We start from the raw sequence: 20,509 nt of genomic DNA, 5'->3' as shown, positions 1-20,509 counted from the left end.
AATAGTACTAAGCAAAAGGAGGAACAGACATGAGTGTGAAAAGGACACTAATGATTGTTGGACTTGGAATATTTGGAATTATTGCACTTATTACAGTTTTTACTTCATGGTACACGGTAGATGAATCAGAGCAAGCTGTGGTTATTACATTTGGTCGTGCCGATGATACAGTAACAAATCCAGGTCTTCATTTTAAATTACCTTGGCCCGTCCAATCCGTAGAAATTTTGTCAAAAGAAACGTTTAGTCTGCAATTTGGTTATAAGCAAAATAAAGCAGGTGAGTTAGAGGCATACGATGCCGAAACAAAAATGATTACGGGGGATGAAAATATTGTCTTAACAGACCTTGTTGTTCAATGGAAAATTACAGAGCCTAATAAGTTTTTATTTAATTCGCAGGATCCAGAAAGAATATTACATAGCGCGACATCGAGTGCCATTCGTTCTATAATCGGAAGCTCTTCTATCGATGCAGCGTTAACAGAAGGTAAAGCTGACATCGAAGCAAATACTCGCCAATTATTAGTTTCTCTTATTGAAAAATACGATATTGGAATAAGCGTTTTAGGTGTGAAATTGCAAGATGTAGAATTGCCAAATAAAGATGTGCGTGCAGCATTCACTGCTGTAACAGATGCACGTGAAATGAAAAATACAAAAATAAATGAAGCTGAAAAATATGAAAACCAACGCATTAGTGAAGCTGAAGGCGAACGTGATGCTATTATGTCGAAAGCAAAAGGAACTAAAACAGCCCGTATCGAGCAAGCACAAGGGGATGTAGCGGTCTTTAATAAAATGTATGAGCAATACAAGGGCAATCAGCAAATTACACGAGAGCGGTTAATTATAGAGACGCTTGAAAATGTCCTACCGAAAGCACAAATTTACATTATGAATGATGATGGTAGTACGATGAAGTATTTACCACTTCAGCAACTACAGCCTCAACAGACACAAACAGAGAAAAAAGAGGGGAGCGGTAACTAATGGACCAAAAAAATAAGGATCTAGAAAAATTCCTCAATTTCTTATCTGGCAAAAGTAAAAAAGCTGCTCCTTCAGAAGGTGATTCGGGAGACAATGTAGTTAAAATGTCGAAGAAAGGACCGAAGAATCCTAAAAAATATATCTCTCTAGCTGTAACCTTAACGGTCATATTCGCTCTAGTGATTACTTTATTAACGAATATTTATATAGTTAAAGAATCAGAGTATGCTGTTGTTCGGCAGTTTGGAGAGGTTGTTAAATTTGAGCGTGAACCAGGTTTAAATATGAAAATTCCTTTTATTCAAAGTGTTACAAAGTTACCAAAAAACCAAATGACATATGAGATTTCGGAAGAAGAGATTAATACAAAGGATAAAAAACGAATTATTATTGATAATTATGCTGTATGGCGTATTACAGATCCTAAGCTATTGATTTCGAATGCTGGTACGATAGAAAAAGTTGAATCACGTATGGAAGAGTTCATTTATTCTGTTATTCGCTCTGAACTTGGCCGAATTAACTATACGGAGATTATAAATGATGAGGATTCTTCTCGAGGCAGCATAAACGATCAAGTAACTGAACGTGTTAATGAACTTCTTTCCAACGATAACTATGGTATTGAAGTAGTAGATGTACGTATACGTCGCATTGATTTACCGACTGAAAATGAACAATCCGTTTTTACGAATATGATTTCAGATCGTGAATCAATTGCACAAAAGTATCTTTCAGAGGGAGATGCACAGAAACGTCGTATTGAGGCACAAACGGATCAACACGTACAAGAAATGCTTGCTAAAGCAAGTAAAGAAGCTGCTTTAATTCAAGCTGAAGGAGAAGCAGAGGCTGCAAAGATTTACAATAAATCTTTCTCTCAAGATCCTGAATTTTATTCTTTATACCGCACATTAGAATCCTATAAGAAAACGGTTGGGGAAGATACGGTTATTATCTTGCCAGCTACTTCACCATATGCCAACATCTTGTCTGGTTATATTAAATAAACGCAGTTTAAAGTCGTCTCTGTCTTGAAGGAGACGACTTTTTTGTTGCACTAGAATTATAACTATCCATGAAATCGAATTATTATAGTATGAAAATAATAGAAATTTATAAGTTTGTATTCCCGAATCAACTATAATTTGATAGAATGATAATGTTTAAAAAAGAATAGTTGGGGGTAAGGGCTTTGAAATTACAAATTAGCAAATGGCTCCAAAATTTAGGGATTGCTTGTAGTATAGCTTCGATATTAACACTTTTCTACCGTCTATCCGATTTTTCGTGGGTGACGAAAAGTGTTTATCATATACCAGTATTTTTTGTTTGTATCTTTTTAATCAGTATCATTATTGCAGATGATGTAAGAAACCTTTTTAAGAAATTATTTTGGTATGAAAAAAGAAAGGTCAAGCGTCCTATTTGGCAAGTTGGAATTGGCTTAATCTTCTTTTTGGCACAAATTAGTACAGTAATGGTATTTAATCAAGAGCTAACATATCCACAATTAGGCGGCATGCCGTTATTTCTTGTGTTTGCTTTTATGAATGCATTTATATTAACTGTCATCTATGAAGAAGTTTTTTATCGTACTTCAAATCAATAACAACTATTAAGAACTTTCATTTACAGGAGACTTGTCCTTGAATGAAAGTTTTTGCTTTTTAGTAATGGATGTAATACGTCTTATGCCTTGTTAATACGAAAATTATTAACATTTGTCAGTATTGCCCTTATTTAATCTGTAGTACAGTCAAGTTATTGAGAATAGTCAATGACTAAACTTGATAGGCAGATGCATACATACCATATTGAATTTTTTAACCTAGTTTTAACCTTTAGTATGTATGATAAGCAAAGATTCATTTTAATAGGAGGTAATAAAGATGAAAAAGGTCGTGTTTGGAAGTGCTTTAGCAGTCGGATTATTATTTAGTGGGGCAGGGCAATCCTCTGCTAATAGCCTAATTCAACCAATTGATATTCAAGGCATGGATCTAGAATCAGCATTACAGGCAGTCCAATCACAGCGAGCACAGCTGTTAGAAAATCAGCTTAAGGATCAACTAGAGGATGTTCAACAACGAAATCAACAGCTAGCTGATTTGAATGCACAGCAAGGTCAAATGGATATGCTCCGTTTACAAAGCATGAATAGTAAACGAAATGAGGCTTTTGATGTAATGACTAATTTTGTAAAAAAAATGCAGGATAGTCGTTCATCTATTATAGGTAATATGCGTTAAGGAGTTAAAATATTTTAAACAAGTCAACCGCTGCGCGCGGTTGGCTTTTTTGAATGAATAGGAATGCTAAAGTAGCGGATAAAGTCTAAAAGTGGTGGATAAACCATTAAAAATAATGGATAACCTAGAGGATGGACGCCTGCTTTTTTACTTGAAATGTATTGTTATGATAAAGTAGAAGAAGAAGACAACGCAGGAGGATAAAATCATGACCAAGGAAAAATTACTATTATTGGACGGTAATAGTTTAGCGTATCGCGCGTTTTTTGCGTTGCCATTGCTAACGAATGATAGTGGCATTCATACTAATGCTGTATACGGCTTTACAACAATGCTACAAAGAATATTAGAGGAAGAACAGCCAACCAAAATATTGGTTGCTTTTGATGCTGGGAAAACAACATTCCGCCATGAAACCTTTACAGAATATAAAGGAGGACGTCAAAAGACACCACCAGAATTATCAGAGCAATTTCCTTATTTACGAAAGCTCATTGATGCGTATGGTATTAAGCAATATGAGCAGGAGTTATATGAAGCGGATGATATTATCGGAACGCTTGCTAAAGAGGCTTCGTCGCAGGATATGGATGTTATCATCGTTTCTGGAGACCGTGATTTAACTCAGCTGGCGACAGAGCAAGTAACCGTTTATATAACGAAAAAAGGTATTACGGAAATAGAGAAAAATACACCAGCCTTTATTGCGGAAAAGTATGGGTTAACGCCGCTCCAAATTATTGATATGAAAGGCTTGATGGGGGATTCCTCCGATAATATTCCTGGTGTACCAGGCGTCGGGGAAAAAACGGCTGTAAAATTATTAAAAGAGCATGGCTCCGTTGAAGCACTTTATGAAGCAATGGATACATTGAAAGCTTCTAAAATGAAGGAAAAGCTTGTAGCTAATGAAGAGCAAGCCATCATGAGTAAGAAGCTGGCAACGATTTATACGGATGCTCCAATCACCATTTCACTGGCTGATCTTGCATATAATGGGCCAAAAGAAGATGAATTAATCAATGTGTGGCGTGAGCTTGGCTTTAAATCGCTGCTTGATAAAAGTGACTTTACAGTGCAAGAAGAAGAACAGGCGCCTCTCGATTATGACCTAGTCCAGGAAGTTCGACCTGAGGATTTAAAAGACGTGATGGCTGTGCATGTAGAGCTTGAAAACGAGCACTATCATACTTGTCAGCAGCTGGGAATTGCCTTATCAGATGGCGTAAAGACGCAATATATTCCATTTGATAAAGCAGCAAAATCAGATATTCTCCGTCGTTGGCTTGAAGATGCCACAAAAATAAAATATATGTCCGATTCTAAGGCAGCTCAAGCATCATTAAAGCGAGCTGGGATTCAATTAGCTGGCGTTGACTTTGATTTGCTACTTGCCTCTTATATTAATAATCCAGCATTAAGTGGCGATGATATCGCAACACTTGCAAGGGAATTAGGCTACTATGATGTCCAAGCAGATGAAGCGGTATATGGAAAAGGTGCCAAGCGTGCAATACCTGATTTGGACCAACTTGCACAGCATGTTAGCCGTAAAGCTTTTGCAGTATGGTCATTACAGCCGAAACTGGAAGCCTTATTAAAGGAAAATGAACAATTCGATCTTTATAAAAACCTAGAGCTACCATTGGCAGGAATTTTAGGTGAAATGGAAAGCGAAGGGATTACGGTTAACCGCGCTACGTTAGAGAAAATGGGGCAAGAGCTTAATGATAAACTTGTAGTAATTGAGCAAGAAATTTATGCAGAAGCTGGAGAAACCTTTAATATTAATTCACCAAAACAATTAGGTGTGATTCTATTCGATAAGCTAGGGCTACCTGTGATTAAAAAGACTAAGACAGGCTATTCAACTGCTGCAGATGTCCTAGAAAAATTACAGTCAGAGCATGCTATCATCGAACATATTCTGTTGTATCGCCAACTTGGAAAATTACAATCCACATATATTGAAGGCTTACTAAAGGAGATTCATGTATCAGATAGTAAAGTGCATACGCGCTTCCAGCAAGCTTTAACTGCAACAGGGCGTTTAAGCTCAACAGATCCGAATTTACAAAACATCCCAATTCGTTTGGAGGAGGGCCGCAAAATTCGTCAAGCCTTTGTACCTTCAAAAGAGGATTGGATATTATTTTCTGCTGACTATTCGCAAATTGAATTACGCGTTCTTGCACATATGTCAGAAGATAAAAACCTTGTTGAGGCTTTCCGTGAAGGAATGGACGTTCATACACGTACAGCTATGGATGTATTTCATGTGTCAGAAGATGAGGTTGATAGTAATATGCGTCGCGCAGCGAAAGCTGTTAACTTTGGAATAGTCTACGGTATTAGTGATTATGGTCTATCACAAAACTTAGATATTACACGTAAGGAAGCGGCTAATTTTATTGAAAAGTATTTCGCAAGTTTCCCTGGTGTAAAACAGTACATGGATGACATTGTACAAAATGCGAAATTTAATGGTTATGTGACAACGATATTAAATAGACGCCGTTATTTACCGGATATAACAAGCTCAAACTTTAATTTAAGAAGCTTTGCTGAGCGTACAGCGATGAATACGCCAATTCAAGGTAGTGCAGCTGATATCATTAAAAAGGCAATGATTGATATGGATGCTCGATTGAAAAAAGAAAAGATGCAGGCAAAACTGCTACTTCAAGTGCATGATGAGCTAATCTTTGAGGCACCAAAGGAAGAGATTGCCTTACTCGAAAAAATTGTACCAGAAGTCATGGAAAACGCTATTGAGCTTGCTGTACCGCTTAAAGTAGATTTTAACCATGGCTCAACTTGGTACGAGGCAAAATGAGGAGGGATTCAAATGCCTGAATTACCAGAGGTAGAGGGTGTCGTCCAGGCATTGAAGCCAACAGTTGAAGGACGTACCATTCAACAGGTTCAGCTTTCTGAACGAGTACATTTCTCTTTTAGTGAGGGTAAACAATGTATTGTCAAACAAGCAGCGCCTGATGCATTTGAAAGTACTTTGTCCCAGATGACCATTACCAAAATTGAACGAAGAGCAAAATATATTTTCTTTCATTTGCTGAAGGATGATGTTCCATATGTTCTTGTTAGTCACTTAGGGATGACAGGTGCTTGGTTTGTTGTGAATTCACCCGAGGAAATCAATGAGGCGAAATTTCAAAAGCATATCCATGCGACATTTGAAATGGCAGATGGGGGATACTTGATTTATTCAGATATTCGTCGATTCGGTGAACTTCGTTTTCTGACAAAAATTGAAGATCATGCACCATTGACAAAAATGGCACCAGAGCCATTTGATGAGCATGCATGTGATTTTTTTATAACAAAATCTAAGCTACCGAAATATGAAAATAAAGCCGTAAAAGAAGTAATTATGGATGGGCAAGTCATTTCGGGCTGTGGCAATATTTATGCAACAGAGGCATTGTTTGCTCAGAAAATTCACCCTGCACGCAAAATGAGCAGCATTAGTGAAAAGCGGAAGCGAGCATTATTTGAGGAGATTGTTGCTGTCCTACGTCAAAGCATTGAAGCGGGTGGTTCAACTATTTCTGATTATCGGAATATTAATGGGGAAGCAGGGAGTATGCAGAATCGATTAAAAATGTATGGGAAAAAGGTATGTCCAGCATGTGAAACGGCAACAAGTCAAATGACAATTGGAGGGCGTACCTCTGTCTATTGCCCAAATTGTCAACATTAAAGGGGATTTAGCAATGATTATCGGACTAACAGGAAGTATTGCAAGTGGAAAAAGTACAGTAGCTAAAATGATGAGCGAACTGGGTTTACCGATTGTTGATGCAGATGTTGTAGCACGAGATGTCGTAGAACCTGGAACTGAGACATTAGCATTGATTGCTGAAAGCTTCGGACAAGCTATCTTGCTTGAGGACGGCAATTTAAATCGAACTATGCTGGGAGATATCATATTTCATGAGCCTGCCAAACGCAAAACGTTAAATGATATCATGCATCCAGCAATCAGAAAAGAAATGTTACGTCAGCGTGATGCTTATTTAGAAGCAGGACATGAACATGTTGTGATGGACATTCCTTTGTTATTTGAGAGTAAGCTTCAACATTTTGTAGAACGTATCATTGTGGTATCGGTCAGTGAAGAAGTTCAGCTTCGACGTTTAATGGAACGTAATAATTTATCTAAAGAAGATGCATTGGCACGTATGCACTCTCAACTGCCGATGTCTGTCAAAGAAAAGGGTGCACATGCGGTCATTTATAATAATGAAAATATAGAAAGTACAGAAGAACAATTAAAAAAAATCCTGCATTATTGGGGTGTTATTTCATGAGTTCTTTTATAAATGCGTAGCAAGCTGACCTTGCTACGCATTTTTTTATGGGGAAACGCCATAATAAAGAATAATTTTTCAGAAAATAAGAACTTTTATATTCTCAATATATAATGTTCATCTTTTTTAAAATTGTGTTATACTAATCACCATAAAGTATATAATTAATTAATCTGAGTATGTACTCACAGGAGGATATTATAAATGACAGTATCAATTGCTATTAATGGTTTCGGGCGTATCGGACGTATGGTTTTCCGCCAGGCTATCGTACAACAAGATTTAAACATCGTTGCAATTAACGCTAGCTATCCTGCAGAAACGTTAGCACATTTGATTAAGTATGACACAAATCACGGAACATTTGAAGGTACGGTAGAACCAGCAGGCGATGCTTTAGTTGTAAATGGTAAACGAGTTCAAATTATTAGTGAACGTGATCCTTTAAAATTACCTTGGTCTACAATGGGTGTAGATATCGTTATTGAAGCTACAGGAAAATTTAATGAACGTGATAAAGCAGCAATGCACTTAGCAGCAGGAGCGAAAAAAGTAATCTTAACAGCACCAGGTAAAAACGAGGATGTCACAATTGTTTTAGGTGTAAATGATGACAAATTGGATATTGCGAAACATGATGTTATTTCAAATGCTTCTTGTACAACAAACTGCTTAGCACCAGTAGCAAAAGTATTGAATGACACGTTTGGTATTGAGAATGGTTTAATGACAACAGTTCATGCTTATACAAATGACCAAAAGAACTTAGACAATCCGCATAAAGATCTACGTCGTGCACGTGGATGCGCCCAATCCATTATCCCAACATCTACAGGTGCAGCGAAAGCCTTAAAATTAGTGTTACCTGAATTAGAAGGTAAAATTCATGGTATGGCACTTCGTGTTCCAACACCAAACGTATCTTTAGTTGACCTTGTAGTAGATTTAAATACAGATGTAACAGTTGATGCAGTTAATGCAGCATTTGTAAAAGCGGCAACAGAAGGTCCAATGAAGGGTATCCTTAATTTCTCTGTTGAGCCATTAGTATCTTCTGATTACAATACAACAACTTATTCTTCAACAGTTGATGGACTTTCTACAATGGTGTTAGGCAACCGCAAAGTAAAAGTACTTGCTTGGTATGATAACGAGTGGGGCTACTCTGCACGCGTTGTTGACCTTGTGAAAAAAGTGGCAAATGCTTTAGAAACGGTAAACGCGTAATAATTTCTATAGATAGCACATTGAAATCGAAAAGGTTTCAATGTGCTCTTTTTTTACAGAAACTTTTCTTGTACTTCAGGTGCTTTAGATTTATCATGAGCCCACAAACGTGAATGCACTTTTCTTACATGTAGGAAATTTGTTATAATAGATATATTAAATTGTTGTAAACCAGGAGAGTAATTATATGAGATGTCCATCTTGCCAATTTAACGGAACGCGTGTTGTGGATTCGAGGCCAGTAGATGATAATAAAGAAATTCGTAGACGTCGTGAATGTGAGTCATGTGGCTTCCGTTTTACAACGTTTGAAAAAATTGAAGAGACACCATTAGTCGTTGTGAAAAAGGAAGGTTCACGAGAAGAGTTTAGCCGTGAGAAGGTACTTCGTGGGCTTATTCGTGCTTGTGAAAAACGTCCAGTGGCACTTGATGTGCTGGAAGAACTTGTTCTGTCCATTGAAAAAGATCTTCGTCGTATTGGAAATTCGGAAGTACGCTCAGAAGATGTTGGCGAAATGGTCATGGACCGCTTAGCCAAAATTGATGAGGTTGCCTATGTGCGTTTTGCGTCGGTCTACCGTCAGTTTAAAGATATCAATGTCTTTATTGAAGAAATAAAGGACATTATTCAACGTCAAACGGAGAAGAAATCATAGCAAACAGAGAGGATGAATGACGTTGATTCATTTATATAAGGAATTGCAGCCTGGCGATCCTTTCGACATTCGTCTACCTCATGCATTTTCTACACAAGAGCGTCAATTAGTTACATTATTTTATCAACCATTAACGGGATCAGAGCCAGTTAGCCTCTATTTAACATTATGGGCAGAAGCAGAGCAAATGCCAAAGCAGCAAATGACACATTATTATTTAATGAATGTGCTAGGGCTACCAATTGGTAAAGTGTTTGAGGCTCGTATTGCTTTAGAAGCTATTGGTTTGCTGCGTACATGGAAAAAAGAAAATGCTGGTGAGCGTAGTTTTTTATATGAGCTACAGCGCCCATTAGATGCAGATAGCTTTATGAAAGACCCGCTGCTGTCGATGTTTTTGTTTAGTAAAATTGGAGAGCAGGCTTATCGCAACTTACGTCAGCGCTTTATGTCACCTGTAAAGGACTCGGCGTTTAAGGATGTATCTCGTGCTTTTATTGATGTCTATAAGCCTGTTCATGCCAATATCCCATCAGATTTACAAGTGGATACGAGTCATAAGGATAAACAACAAAAAGTATATCCTTTTTATTTGGAGCAATTCGATTTTGATTTATTGCAAGCTGGTTTGTCTGAGCAATTGGTACCTTCCAATTTGTTGACATTTGAAGTGCGTGAAGCTATAGCCAAGTTGGCATTTTTATATCATTTAACAGCCCTTGATATGCAAAAAGTAGTCATACTTGCTTTAGATGATGATTTAGGAATTTCTCAGGAACGTTTACGAAAGGCTGCTGCTGATTTTTATAAATTAACCGTATCCAAGGAGCCGCCAAAACTTGCCCGTGTCACCAATCCTCTACCAGTAGCAGAAGCGGGACAAAAAACCAAGGATCAGGAACTTCAACACTATTTAGAAACAACGGCACCTGTCCAAGTTTTAAGAGATATAAATAATGGTAAAGAACCATTACAAACCTCAGTCCAACTTGCAGAAAATTTAATCGTTCAACATGGCATGCCAATTGGAGTGGTTAATGCATTGTTAGAATACGTTATGCTAACAACAGATATGAAGCTCCCTAAAAAATATGTGGAAACGATTGCTGATCATTGGGTACGAAAAAATGTCCAGACCGCTAAGGAAGCAATGGAACTTGCACGTCAAGAGCATGATAAATATACAGCTTGGAAAAACAAGCCGCAAACGTCCAATAAAACGAGTCAACAGACTAAAGGACGTTCAAGATATCAACGTGAAGAAAAAGTGCCTGAATGGTTCTATAAACGAAATGACAATCAAGAGGAATCTACCTCTAGTACTATAGATTTTGAAAAAGAGCGACAAAAAATATTAGAGATGCTAGGAAAAAGCGAATAGTAAAGAAGGTGAGCAGTAATCGAACCTATAAATGGACCACTAAAGCGAGCAATTAATGTACCCTCGTTCCAAGAACGCTATGAAGCCATGCGACGTGAAATTTTAGAGCACCCGCATGTGCAGGAATTTTTAGCGCAGCATGCAGATGAATTAAACTATGACAATGTTGAGCGAAATTTACCTAAACTGCATGAGTTTATTAGTCAATCTACTGAGTGCTGTGGGTGTGATAATACCGAACATTGTACAAACTATTTAAAAGGATTCATCCCGACATTAAGGGTTGTTCGGAATTCTATTGAAATGGACTATGTGCGCTGTGAGCAAAAGATTAGGGAAGAAGAACGCCGAGATGTTGCGAATATGATTGCAAGTATGCATATGCCAAAAGATGTGCTACAAGCAACAATTCATGATTTAAGTATTGATGATGAATCACGTGTGGCGATTGCACAAAAAGCAGCTCAATTTGTTAAAATAACAAAAGAAACTGGTCAATTACCTGCAAAAGGTTTTTACCTATATGGTAAATTTGGTGTAGGGAAATCCTTTGTACTTGGTGCATTGGCCAATGAATTAGCATCTATTAAAATCCGCTCTGTGGTAGTTTTCGTTCCAGAATTTTTACGAGAAATGAAAAATGCCATTGGCGATAATACATTGAATGAGAAAATAGATTATATTAAAAAGGCTCCTGTCTTAATGCTAGATGATTTAGGTGCGGAGACAATGACTGCCTGGACACGTGATGAAATATTGGGGACTATTTTCCATTATCGGATGGCAGAGCAATTGCCAACTTTTATTACGTCTAATTTTAACTATGAAGAATTAGAGCATCACTTAGCTCAGTCACAAAAAGGTGATATTGAGGTTGTTAAAGCGGGACGAATTATGGAGCGAATTAAAGCCCTAACAGTGCCGATCGAAATGCGAGGCAAAAATCGTCGGATGTAACATTGATAGTTGCATTTTTCGACAATCGAGCGTATACTGACTCATATACTTAATATCAATATGCATTGATGAGGACATGAATTTTGTGTATCAGCTTTTAGAGAGGGAAGTCATCGGCTGAAAACTTCCTAGTATGGGCACATTATTTACTACCTACTGAGCAGCGAAAGGGATAATCTTTCGCCGGTCCCTAGCCCGTTAGCTAGCCTTGAGCTTCGTCTGACTTTATGTAAGTCGGAAGGAAGAAGGGTGGAACCACGAGCATACGCTTCGTCCCTTTTGTGAGGGATGGAGCTTTTTTTATTTTTCTTAGATTTCATTGAAATAGTGGTGGCTCCGCTCATATAGGGAGATAAGTCGCTCGCGAAAGTGGTAAATTCGCTCATAGAGAGTAAGAAACCGCTCAGAAACATGAAGATGCCGCTCCGATTGAACAGAGAAATGCTTAAAAAAGCAATGACTCCGCTCAAACCAAGCCGTAGAGTCACACAAACATTGCTCCAGCCAATCATCAAGCATTATGTATTTATCAAAAACAAAGGAGTGCAAAGGATATGTCAGAAATGATTAAATTAACTTTCCCAGATGGCGCTGTAAAGGAATTTGCAAAAGGCACATCAACTGATGACGTAGCATTATCTATTAGCCCTGGCTTACGGAAAAAAGCGTATGCAGGTAAAATTAATGGTGTGTTAGTAGATTTAAAAACACCAATTGAAGAGGATTCAACAATTGCAATCATTACACAAGATGATGAGGCAGCACTTGAAATTTTACGTCACTCAACTGCCCATTTAACAGCGCAAGCTATTAAACGTCTATTCCCAGATGTAAAGCTTGGTATTGGTCCAGTAATTGAAGGTGGTTTCTACTATGATATTGACTCACCAACACCAATCACTGCTGAAGATCTACCAGCCATTGAAAAAGAAATGAAGAAAATTATTGCTGAAAACCTTGAGGTAGAACGCAAAAATGTAAGCCGTGCAGAAGCACAAGCCCTTTATGAAGAAATTGGCGATGAGTATAAATTAGAATTACTTGAAGCAATTCCTGCAGATGAGCAAGTATCTATTTATTATCAAGGCGAGTTTTTTGATCTTTGCCGTGGTATCCACGTACCATCTACGGGTAAACTTCGTGAATTCAAGCTTTTATCATTAGCGGGTGCTTACTGGAGAGGGAACTCTGATAACAAAATGTTACAACGTATTTATGGTACAGCGTTCTTCAAAAAAGAGGAATTAAAACACCACCTTCAAATGCTAGAAGAAGCAAAAGAACGTGATCACCGTAAAATCGGAAAAGAACTAGAACTGTTTACAACTTCCCAAAAAGTTGGCCAAGGTTTACCACTTTGGTTACCAAATGGTGCAACAATTCGTCGTGTTATTGAACGTTATATTGTCGATAAAGAATTATCACTTGGCTATAAGCACGTTTATACACCAGTATTAGGTTCTAAAGAGCTTTATCAAACTTCTGGTCACTGGGATCATTATCAAGATTCAATTTTCCCACCAATGGAAATGGATAATGAAACATTAATTATGCGTCCAATGAACTGTCCTCACCATATGATGGTGTACAAAAACAGCATGCATTCATATCGTAACCTACCATTGCGTATTGCAGAGCTTGGCACTATGCACCGTTACGAAATGTCAGGGGCTGTTTCAGGCTTACAACGTGTTCGTGGGATGACATTAAATGATGCCCATATTTTTGTTCGCCCAGATCAAATTAAAGCGGAATTCCAAAAAGTAGTACAGTTAATTTTAGAGGTTTATAAAGATTTCGACCTTAATGATTACTCATTCCGTTTATCTTATCGCGACCCAGCAGATACTGAGAAATACTTCGATGATGATGCAATGTGGGAAAAAGCACAAAGTATGCTAAAAGAAGCAATGGATGAACTTGGCTTAGACTACTTTGAAGCGGAAGGTGAGGCTGCATTCTATGGTCCTAAACTTGACGTTCAAGTAAAAACAGCGATTGGTAAAGAAGAGACTTTATCTACAGTTCAATTAGACTTCTTATTACCAGAACGCTTCGACCTAACTTATGTTGGGGAAGATGGTAAGCCTCATCGTCCAGTTGTTATCCACCGTGGTGTTGTATCAACAATGGAACGTTTTGTTGCCTTCTTAATTGAAGAATACAAAGGAGCATTCCCAACTTGGTTAGCACCGGTACAAGTTGAAGTTATTCCAGTATCGAATGAAGCTCACTTCGACTATGCAAAGCAAATTGAAGAGCAACTTACAGCGGCTGGTTTACGTGTGGAAATGGATGATCGTGAAGAGAAATTAGGCTATAAAATCCGTGAGGCACAAATGAAAAAGATTCCTTATATGCTTGTTATCGGGGATAAAGAGGTTGAGGCAAATGGCGTAAATGTTCGACGTTATGGCTCGAAAGATTCCGAAACAATTAGCTTTGAGGATTTCCTAGCAGCTATAAAAACAGAAATTACAAAATAAGCTTTAACTAGAAACCCTCGCTTGCCAAAGTGAGGGTTTCTGTATAAAATAAATCTTGCATTTGTATAGAATAGCTTCATTTTGGTTATGTTAGCACTGATAAGAAAATAAATATTTGACAGCTTATCATATACATGCTAATATAATTAAGGTTAATGAATACAAAGTTTGTGGTTGAAGTAGAGGCTGCCCGCTTCTCACCTGATACAACGCTTTAAAGGCTGTGAACAGGTATGACACGTTGAATTGTTTTGCGTAGACTTGCGCATGCACATATAGCGGGCGGACATCTTCAAAAATGTCCGTCCTTTTTTTATGGACATGACGAGAGGATGTACCGTTCAACCGGGCAAGGCTTTGCCCAAACCATGTATTCGCGACAACTACTTGGAGGTGGATTACTATTAGCAAAGACATGTATGTAAACGAAGGCATTCGCGCACGTGAACTTCGATTAATCGATCACAATGGTGACCAGCTTGGTGTAAAGACACGTAATGAAGCGCTAGAAATCGCCGCTCGTGTAAACTTGGATCTTGTCCTTGTGGCCCCTCAAGCCAAGCCGCCAGTCGCTCGTATCATGGACTATGGTAAATTTAAGTTTGAACAGCAAAAGAAAGACCGTGAAATTCGTAAGAATCAAAAGGTCATCGTAATGAAAGAGGTTCGTTTGAGCCCAACAATCGATGAGCATGATTTCCAAACGAAGTTACGTAATGCGATTAAATTCCTTGAAAAAGGCGATAAAGTAAAATGTAGCCTACGTTTCAAAGGTCGTGCGATCACACACAAAGAGATTGGTCAACGTGTGTTAGATCGTTTTGCTGAAGCTTGTGCTGAAGTATCAACGGTAGAACAAAAACCGAAGATGGAAGGCCGAAGCATGTTCTTAGTTCTTCAACCAAAGAACGAGAAATAATATTAGACGAACAGTTTAGGAGGAATTCGACATGCCAAAAATGAAAACTCACCGTGGAGCTGCGAAACGTTTCAAAAAAACGGGTTCAGGTAAATTAAAATACGACCGTGCTTATGGAAGCCACTTATTCGCAAACAAATCTACGAAACAAAAACGTCACCTACGTAAAGCGAACATCGTATCATCTGGTGACTTCAAACGCATCAAATCTTTACTTGTTTACATGAAGTAATTGACTACAAAAAAATACTAACATTCATTTTTTAATGAAAAGCAGGAGGTAATTCATATGCCACGCGTAAAAGGCGGAACAGTGACGCGCAAACGTCGTAAAAAAGTATTGAAATTAGCTAAAGGTTACTATGGTTCAAAACATACATTATACAAAGTTGCTAACCAAGCAGTAATGAAATCAGGTCAATATGCATACCGTGACCGTCGTCAGAAAAAACGTGATTTCCGTAAATTATGGATCACTCGTATCAACGCAGCTGCTCGTATGAACGGTCTTTCTTATAGCCGTTTAATGCACGGTTTAAAAGTTGCTGGTATTGAAGTTAACCGTAAAATGTTAGCTGACCTTGCAGTAACTGATGCTGCAGCATTCACTCAATTAGCAGACGCTGCTAAAAAAGCAGTAGCTAAATAATAGCTGACAACATTCACTATTATTTCTGCACCGAAAGCTTAGCGACAGGTGTAAAATATCATAAGTGCAATAAAAAGACTGATGGGTTTTTCCATCAGTCTTTTTTGTGTTAGATTAATAGTATCACGGTTTTAAAGGAGTAAGAAATGGGACAAGCATTATTAGCTTATATGAGCATTGTATCAATTGTATTGCTCATTTTAATGGGGATGGATAAATCACGCGCAAAGAATCATGAATGGCGTATAGCAGAGCGTACATTATTTACACTAGCCATAGCAGGAGGGGCAGCTGGGGGTGTATTGGGTATGTATTTATTCCGCCACAAAACACGTCATAATCGTTTTGCATTTGGTTTTCCCCTACTAGCAGCCATACAAATTTTTATCATTGTGCAGCTCTGGACATAAATGAGAATAATTAAAACACATCCTCATGATGGGGATGTGTTTCGCATAAGCTGTTCAATGGGCTGCTTCCAATTGATTTTGGCGCTTGGATAGTTCAATAATATTTCTTGCTGCAAATATTCAAAGTCGCTTTTGCTGAAGCCTTGTAATGTTGCAGCATCGCGCGCACCGACGAAAATGGTTACAACCTCAAATGCATCCTCTGTTGTGCCTAGGTATTTTTCACCTTCAAAAAGAGCACCCTTATAGGAAATAAAGAAATTTTTTCGGACATTTTTAACGTCATCATAGAAATAATACTGGCCTTTTTCATAGGCTTCATCAAGTTTGCGTTTAGGATCAGTTATATAACGAATCGCTTTGTAAAATACATAGATAATAAGCGCTATTACAGCAAGTCGAATTAGTAACGGCAACATGTTTAAATTTCCCCCTTGAAGAAAGGTTATTCTTTCCTATACGATTAGAAGGGTCAAATAGTTTCACTTTTTATAAAAAATTTTTTAGAAATTTAGGAGAAAAAAATGAATTTACAACAATTGTTTACCATGCAAAAAGAGCTTGATGATTTTATCGAGCAAACACAAAATATTCAGCAAGATGTGTTTCAGGAAAAGGGCTTAGCCTTACTAGTGGAACTAGCTGAGCTTGCTAATGAAACACGTTGCTTTAAATTTTGGAGCACAAAGGGACCATCAGCACGTGAAGTCATTTTAGAAGAATATGTAGATTCGATTCATTTTATCTTATCTCTTGGCTTATTAAAGGGCTATACATCGATTGACATGTGGCCTTTCGTAGAAGAAAACAAAGATTTAACAGCTACTTTTTTAGAAACACAAAGTGTTATTTTAGCATTTATTCATCAACCTACAGAGGAGCGTTATTTAGCTATTTGGCAATACTATGGATTACTAGCGTATAATCTCGGTTTTACATTTGAGGATGTAGTTGGTGCTTATCTTGAAAAAAATCAAGAAAATTATCATCGGCAGCGTTCAGGTTATTAAATTAAGAAATACACCAATTTTCAGACGATTAAGCTAGGAATATTTCGGTAAACGAAGTATAATAAAATAGATACAAGAAGTAGGAGGCAAAAGGATGACACAACTAGATCCAACATTACAAATGTTTAAAGATTTAACAGATGCGAATGGTATCGCAGGTAATGAACGTGCACCGCGTGAGGTCATGAAAAAATACATTGCACCATATGCAGATACTGTAGAAACAGATAACTTAGGTAGTGTCATTGCTAAAAAAGTTGGCGATGAAAACGGTCCTAAAATTGTTGTAGCAGGACATTTAGATGAAGTAGGCTTCATGGTTACACAAATTGATGACAAAGGCTTTATCAAATTCCAAACAGTGGGTGGCTGGTGGAGCCAAGTTATGCTTGCACAGCGTGTAACGATTACTACACGTAAGGGCGATGAAGTGATTGGGGTTATTGGTTCAAAGCCACCTCATATTTTACCTGCGGATGTACGTAATAAGGTAGTAGACATTAAAGATATGTTTATTGATATTGGTGCAGCTTCTAAAGATGAAGTACTTGAGTGGGGCGTACGTCCTGGCGATATGGTAACACCGTACTTTGAATTTAATGTAATGAAAAATGATAAGTATCTATTAGCTAAAGCTTGGGATAACCGTATCGGCTGTGCAATCGCGATTGATGTTATGAAAGCGTTACAAAATGAAAAGCACCCTAATATTCTTTATTCTGTAGGGAATGTACAAGAAGAAGTTGGACTTCGCGGTGCAAAAACTGCTACACATAAAATCCAACCAGATATTGGATTTGCAGTGGACGTAGGTGTAGCAGGAGATACTCCTGGAGTTACAGCAAAAGAATCAACGAGTAAGATGGGTGCAGGCCCTCAAATCGTTGTGTATGATGCATCTATGGTTTCACATCGTGGCTTACGTGAATTCGTATTAGATGTAGCAGATGAGCACAATATTCCATATCAATTTGAAGCGATGGCTGGCGGTGGTACAGATGCTGGCTCCATCCACGTAACAGCAAATGGTGTACCAGCACTATCAATCGGTATTGCAACACGCTATATTCATTCACATGCAGGTATCCTACATCGTGATGATTATGATAATGCCGTTAAATTAATGGTAGAAGTCATTAAAAAATTAGACCGTGATGCAGTCAATAAAATTACTTTTGACTGATACTGCTAAATAGATATAGCATGATTTTGCCTTCTAACAAAATGTTAGGAGGCTTTTTTACTCATTCCAAGACAATTAGACTTGCTAATATGAATAGTAATTATAAACACAAGTCCCATTCTTATTAGTGAGTAAGACTCTTATAGAAATCAAAATATAGAGAAGTATTAATTTGTAGGTTAATGGAAAATATCTGCAAGTAAATTGATTGTTGCTGTGCTGAGCAACAGCCCATGTTAAGTTAGCTTATGACAAGAATCATTGCTAGCTTCTAGAAGCGTTTAACAAGCATAGAACTATTAAGAATGAGTAAAGGTTGACAGGTTTCAAGCTATGTATAGGAGCTACAAGTAGTTCTTGTGAAGAATAGGGTATTCCCGTTTATACCATTCAAGAAACACCCCATTTTCGCTATAAAGAATTTTGCAAAAGCTGTAGAATATTTTTCCCCATTTCAAGAGGGTTTGTTGCTAGTATAGAGGATCGATAATTGGATAGAATCACGACACCTGTTTGCTGTTTTTTATTAAATCCTAGATAACTAGAGAAGCCTTTCGTTGATCCGTTATGCCAAATAATATCGTCTTCAAGTACCCATCCTAATCCGATCCTTACATCTTTTGAAATAGTATGAGTAGCTTGATGTGTTAATAGATAGCCTGAATTTTGATTGCCAATGTGTATTTTTAAAAATTTTAATAAATCATCAACAGTGGATCGTATAGCGCCAGCTGCCATAAATTCATTCATTTCAAGTGGGGGCTTGTTATGTCCCCGAACAGAATATCCCTTCAATACGGTATTTTCTTTAGAGGGGGGGATAGAAATAAAGGTATTCGTTAAATTTAAAGGTTCTACGATTCTACGAGTAATGGCTGTTTCAAAGTCAGTGTGAAGTTCATTTGCTAATAAATATCCTAAAAGGCCCATTCCTACATTAGAATATCTAAACTTAACTTTAGGCTCCTGGGTATGGGTTTTAAAATACTGTATTACCTCATTCAATGAGTAGGGACAAAAGGGGTCACGAGGCGTTTGGCTATCAAAAAGATTATAGATGTTCTTCAGTACACCAATTCCCGGTAGACCAGATGTGTGATTTGCCAAATGCCTCAAAGTTACAGGGTGATTATCTGGAATTTCAGAAAAGTATTTGGCGATAGAATCTTCTATCTTCACGATTCCTTCTTGAATCATTTCCCCAAACATGGATGTTGTTAAAACTTTAGAGATTGACCCAATTTCATAGACATAGGGTTTTTTATCATATGTGACATTTGAGCCGTTGAATATAAAAGCAGCATCTAGATTACGACAAATAACACCAATGGATAGGATTACATTCGGACGAGTCTTTACGTAAGGATAAGCAATTTTAAAAATATCCTTTTTTAAATCATTTAAATCCACAAATATTCCTCCTTTTCAATCTCTAATTTTTTTGATCGCTAGAGACGATAGCATGGAGTTTCGTGTATATTTCTTTTAATTGCAGTAAATCCTCTTTAGAGAGCTGTGAATAGTATTTATTGATAATGGCTAGTTCAATTTCTTCCTGTTTTTGAAAATAATCAAAGCCCCGCGTATCTAACTCGATGATGATTTCTCTACGGTCCTTTTTATTTATGGTTCTTTTTATAAAGCTCTCCTGTTCTAATCTTCCTACTAATTGACTTACAGCACTAGCAGATGTCCCCATCAACTTTGCTAATTCGAAGGTTTGCAAAGGGCCATGTGTTTGAAGAAGACTTAAAAATAGTGCCTGCTTTGTAGTTAATGTTTCATCTAATAGGGTGGAGAATTCTTCTGTTAGCATCACATTTGTTTCATATTCTACATGGTTCAGCTCTTTGACCAGCTGTATCAGATCTTTTTCCATTTTTTCACCGCCTCAATAGTTAATGCATATTAATTATAAATATATATAAACTATAATGCAATTATTTAAGAATATGAATGTTTAGTAAAAAAGAAAACATGTATAAATATTCGCTTTGACGAATTTTTGACACATTTAATAACAAATGAATAATAATTAAGATTAATTATAAAAA

At 37.4% G+C, this 20,509-nt stretch carries 21 protein-coding genes; 18 read left to right on the top strand and 3 right to left on the bottom strand.

The window, feature by feature from the left end; genetic code table 11:
• Positions 1-29 precede the first annotated feature (29 nt).
• The 16 genes from hflK to C7B89_RS20390 all read left to right on the top strand — a co-directional run bounded on the left by hflK (position 30) and on the right by C7B89_RS20390 (position 16,262).
• Positions 30-992 carry an FtsH protease activity modulator HflK gene (gene hflK, locus C7B89_RS20465; protein WP_054549957.1) on the top strand — a complete coding sequence of 321 codons (963 nt, stop codon included), beginning with the start codon at positions 30-32 and terminating at the stop codon, positions 990-992.
• A complete protein-coding gene (hflC, locus tag C7B89_RS20460) occupies positions 992-2,002 on the top strand; it encodes a protease modulator HflC (protein WP_048393593.1) in 1,011 nt (336 codons plus the stop codon). Before hflK ends, hflC begins: the two co-directional genes overlap by 1 nt.
• A gap of 185 nt (positions 2,003-2,187) precedes the next feature.
• Positions 2,188-2,604, top strand: coding sequence for a hypothetical protein (locus C7B89_RS20455; RefSeq protein ID WP_048393595.1), 417 nt, complete (start codon positions 2,188-2,190; stop codon positions 2,602-2,604).
• Positions 2,605-2,884: 280 nt separating this feature from the next.
• The gene (locus C7B89_RS20450; RefSeq protein WP_048393597.1) at positions 2,885-3,244 is read left to right on the top strand and encodes a hypothetical protein; all 360 of its coding nucleotides are present in this window, start codon (positions 2,885-2,887) and stop codon (positions 3,242-3,244) included.
• 208 nt (positions 3,245-3,452) lie between these two features.
• Positions 3,453-6,080, top strand: coding sequence for a DNA polymerase I (gene polA / locus C7B89_RS20445; protein WP_115674491.1), 2,628 nt, complete (start codon positions 3,453-3,455; stop codon positions 6,078-6,080).
• 12 nt (positions 6,081-6,092) lie between these two features.
• Positions 6,093-6,965, top strand: a complete 873-nt coding sequence (gene mutM, locus C7B89_RS20440) for a bifunctional DNA-formamidopyrimidine glycosylase/DNA-(apurinic or apyrimidinic site) lyase (RefSeq protein ID WP_115674490.1) — start codon at positions 6,093-6,095, stop codon at positions 6,963-6,965.
• 13 nt (positions 6,966-6,978) lie between these two features.
• Positions 6,979-7,575, top strand: coding sequence for a dephospho-CoA kinase (gene coaE, locus C7B89_RS20435; RefSeq protein ID WP_115674489.1), 597 nt, complete (start codon positions 6,979-6,981; stop codon positions 7,573-7,575).
• 204 nt (positions 7,576-7,779) lie between these two features.
• Positions 7,780-8,802, top strand: coding sequence for a glyceraldehyde-3-phosphate dehydrogenase (locus C7B89_RS20430; protein ID WP_004226274.1), 1,023 nt, complete (start codon positions 7,780-7,782; stop codon positions 8,800-8,802).
• 187 nt (positions 8,803-8,989) lie between these two features.
• Complete coding sequence (nrdR, locus tag C7B89_RS20425) at positions 8,990-9,460, top strand: transcriptional regulator NrdR (protein WP_004226277.1); 471 nt, start codon at positions 8,990-8,992, stop codon at positions 9,458-9,460.
• A gap of 16 nt (positions 9,461-9,476) precedes the next feature.
• Positions 9,477-10,841 carry a replication initiation and membrane attachment family protein gene (locus tag C7B89_RS20420; RefSeq protein WP_244205738.1) on the top strand — a complete coding sequence of 455 codons (1,365 nt, stop codon included), beginning with the start codon at positions 9,477-9,479 and terminating at the stop codon, positions 10,839-10,841.
• Positions 10,842-10,868: 27 nt separating this feature from the next.
• The gene (dnaI, locus tag C7B89_RS20415; protein ID WP_255349866.1) at positions 10,869-11,798 is read left to right on the top strand and encodes a primosomal protein DnaI; all 930 of its coding nucleotides are present in this window, start codon (positions 10,869-10,871) and stop codon (positions 11,796-11,798) included.
• A gap of 554 nt (positions 11,799-12,352) precedes the next feature.
• The gene (gene thrS / locus C7B89_RS20410) at positions 12,353-14,284 is read left to right on the top strand and encodes a threonine--tRNA ligase (RefSeq protein WP_115674487.1); all 1,932 of its coding nucleotides are present in this window, start codon (positions 12,353-12,355) and stop codon (positions 14,282-14,284) included.
• 415 nt (positions 14,285-14,699) lie between these two features.
• On the top strand, positions 14,700-15,203 hold the full coding sequence (gene infC / locus C7B89_RS20405; protein WP_016994853.1) for a translation initiation factor IF-3: 504 nt from the start codon (positions 14,700-14,702) through the stop codon (positions 15,201-15,203).
• Positions 15,204-15,234: 31 nt separating this feature from the next.
• Positions 15,235-15,435 carry a 50S ribosomal protein L35 gene (rpmI, locus tag C7B89_RS20400; protein ID WP_004226312.1) on the top strand — a complete coding sequence of 67 codons (201 nt, stop codon included), beginning with the start codon at positions 15,235-15,237 and terminating at the stop codon, positions 15,433-15,435.
• Between the two features lie 57 nt (positions 15,436-15,492).
• On the top strand, positions 15,493-15,852 hold the full coding sequence (gene rplT / locus C7B89_RS20395; RefSeq protein WP_004226314.1) for a 50S ribosomal protein L20: 360 nt from the start codon (positions 15,493-15,495) through the stop codon (positions 15,850-15,852).
• A 146-nt stretch (positions 15,853-15,998) separates the two neighbouring features.
• Positions 15,999-16,262, top strand: coding sequence for a DUF1294 domain-containing protein (locus tag C7B89_RS20390; RefSeq protein ID WP_048393614.1), 264 nt, complete (start codon positions 15,999-16,001; stop codon positions 16,260-16,262).
• Between the two features lie 23 nt (positions 16,263-16,285).
• Here the strand turns inward: C7B89_RS20390 and C7B89_RS20385 are convergent, their stop codons facing one another.
• The gene (locus C7B89_RS20385) at positions 16,286-16,681 is read right to left on the bottom strand and encodes a hypothetical protein (RefSeq protein ID WP_004226335.1); all 396 of its coding nucleotides are present in this window, start codon (positions 16,679-16,681) and stop codon (positions 16,286-16,288) included.
• A 105-nt stretch (positions 16,682-16,786) separates the two neighbouring features.
• On the opposite strand from C7B89_RS20385, the gene C7B89_RS20380 reads away from it, so the two are divergent.
• Together C7B89_RS20380 and C7B89_RS20375 are read left to right on the top strand one after the other, a co-directional pair.
• On the top strand, positions 16,787-17,272 hold the full coding sequence (locus C7B89_RS20380; protein ID WP_048393617.1) for a dUTP diphosphatase: 486 nt from the start codon (positions 16,787-16,789) through the stop codon (positions 17,270-17,272).
• A gap of 94 nt (positions 17,273-17,366) precedes the next feature.
• Complete coding sequence (locus C7B89_RS20375; protein ID WP_016994857.1) at positions 17,367-18,455, top strand: M42 family metallopeptidase; 1,089 nt, start codon at positions 17,367-17,369, stop codon at positions 18,453-18,455.
• Positions 18,456-18,866: 411 nt separating this feature from the next.
• Here the strand turns inward: C7B89_RS20375 and C7B89_RS20370 are convergent, their stop codons facing one another.
• Positions 18,867-19,865 carry a serine hydrolase domain-containing protein gene (locus tag C7B89_RS20370; protein ID WP_115674486.1) on the bottom strand — a complete coding sequence of 333 codons (999 nt, stop codon included), beginning with the start codon at positions 19,863-19,865 and terminating at the stop codon, positions 18,867-18,869.
• A gap of 22 nt (positions 19,866-19,887) precedes the next feature.
• Positions 19,888-20,334, bottom strand: coding sequence for a MarR family winged helix-turn-helix transcriptional regulator (locus tag C7B89_RS20365; RefSeq protein ID WP_115674485.1), 447 nt, complete (start codon positions 20,332-20,334; stop codon positions 19,888-19,890).
• Positions 20,335-20,509: the final 175 nt, after the last annotated feature.

This window comes from Lysinibacillus capsici, from assembly GCF_003367505.1.
Lineage (GTDB): Bacteria > Bacillota > Bacilli > Bacillales_A > Planococcaceae > Lysinibacillus > Lysinibacillus capsici.
This window is presented reverse-complemented; position numbering and strand designations above follow the sequence as displayed.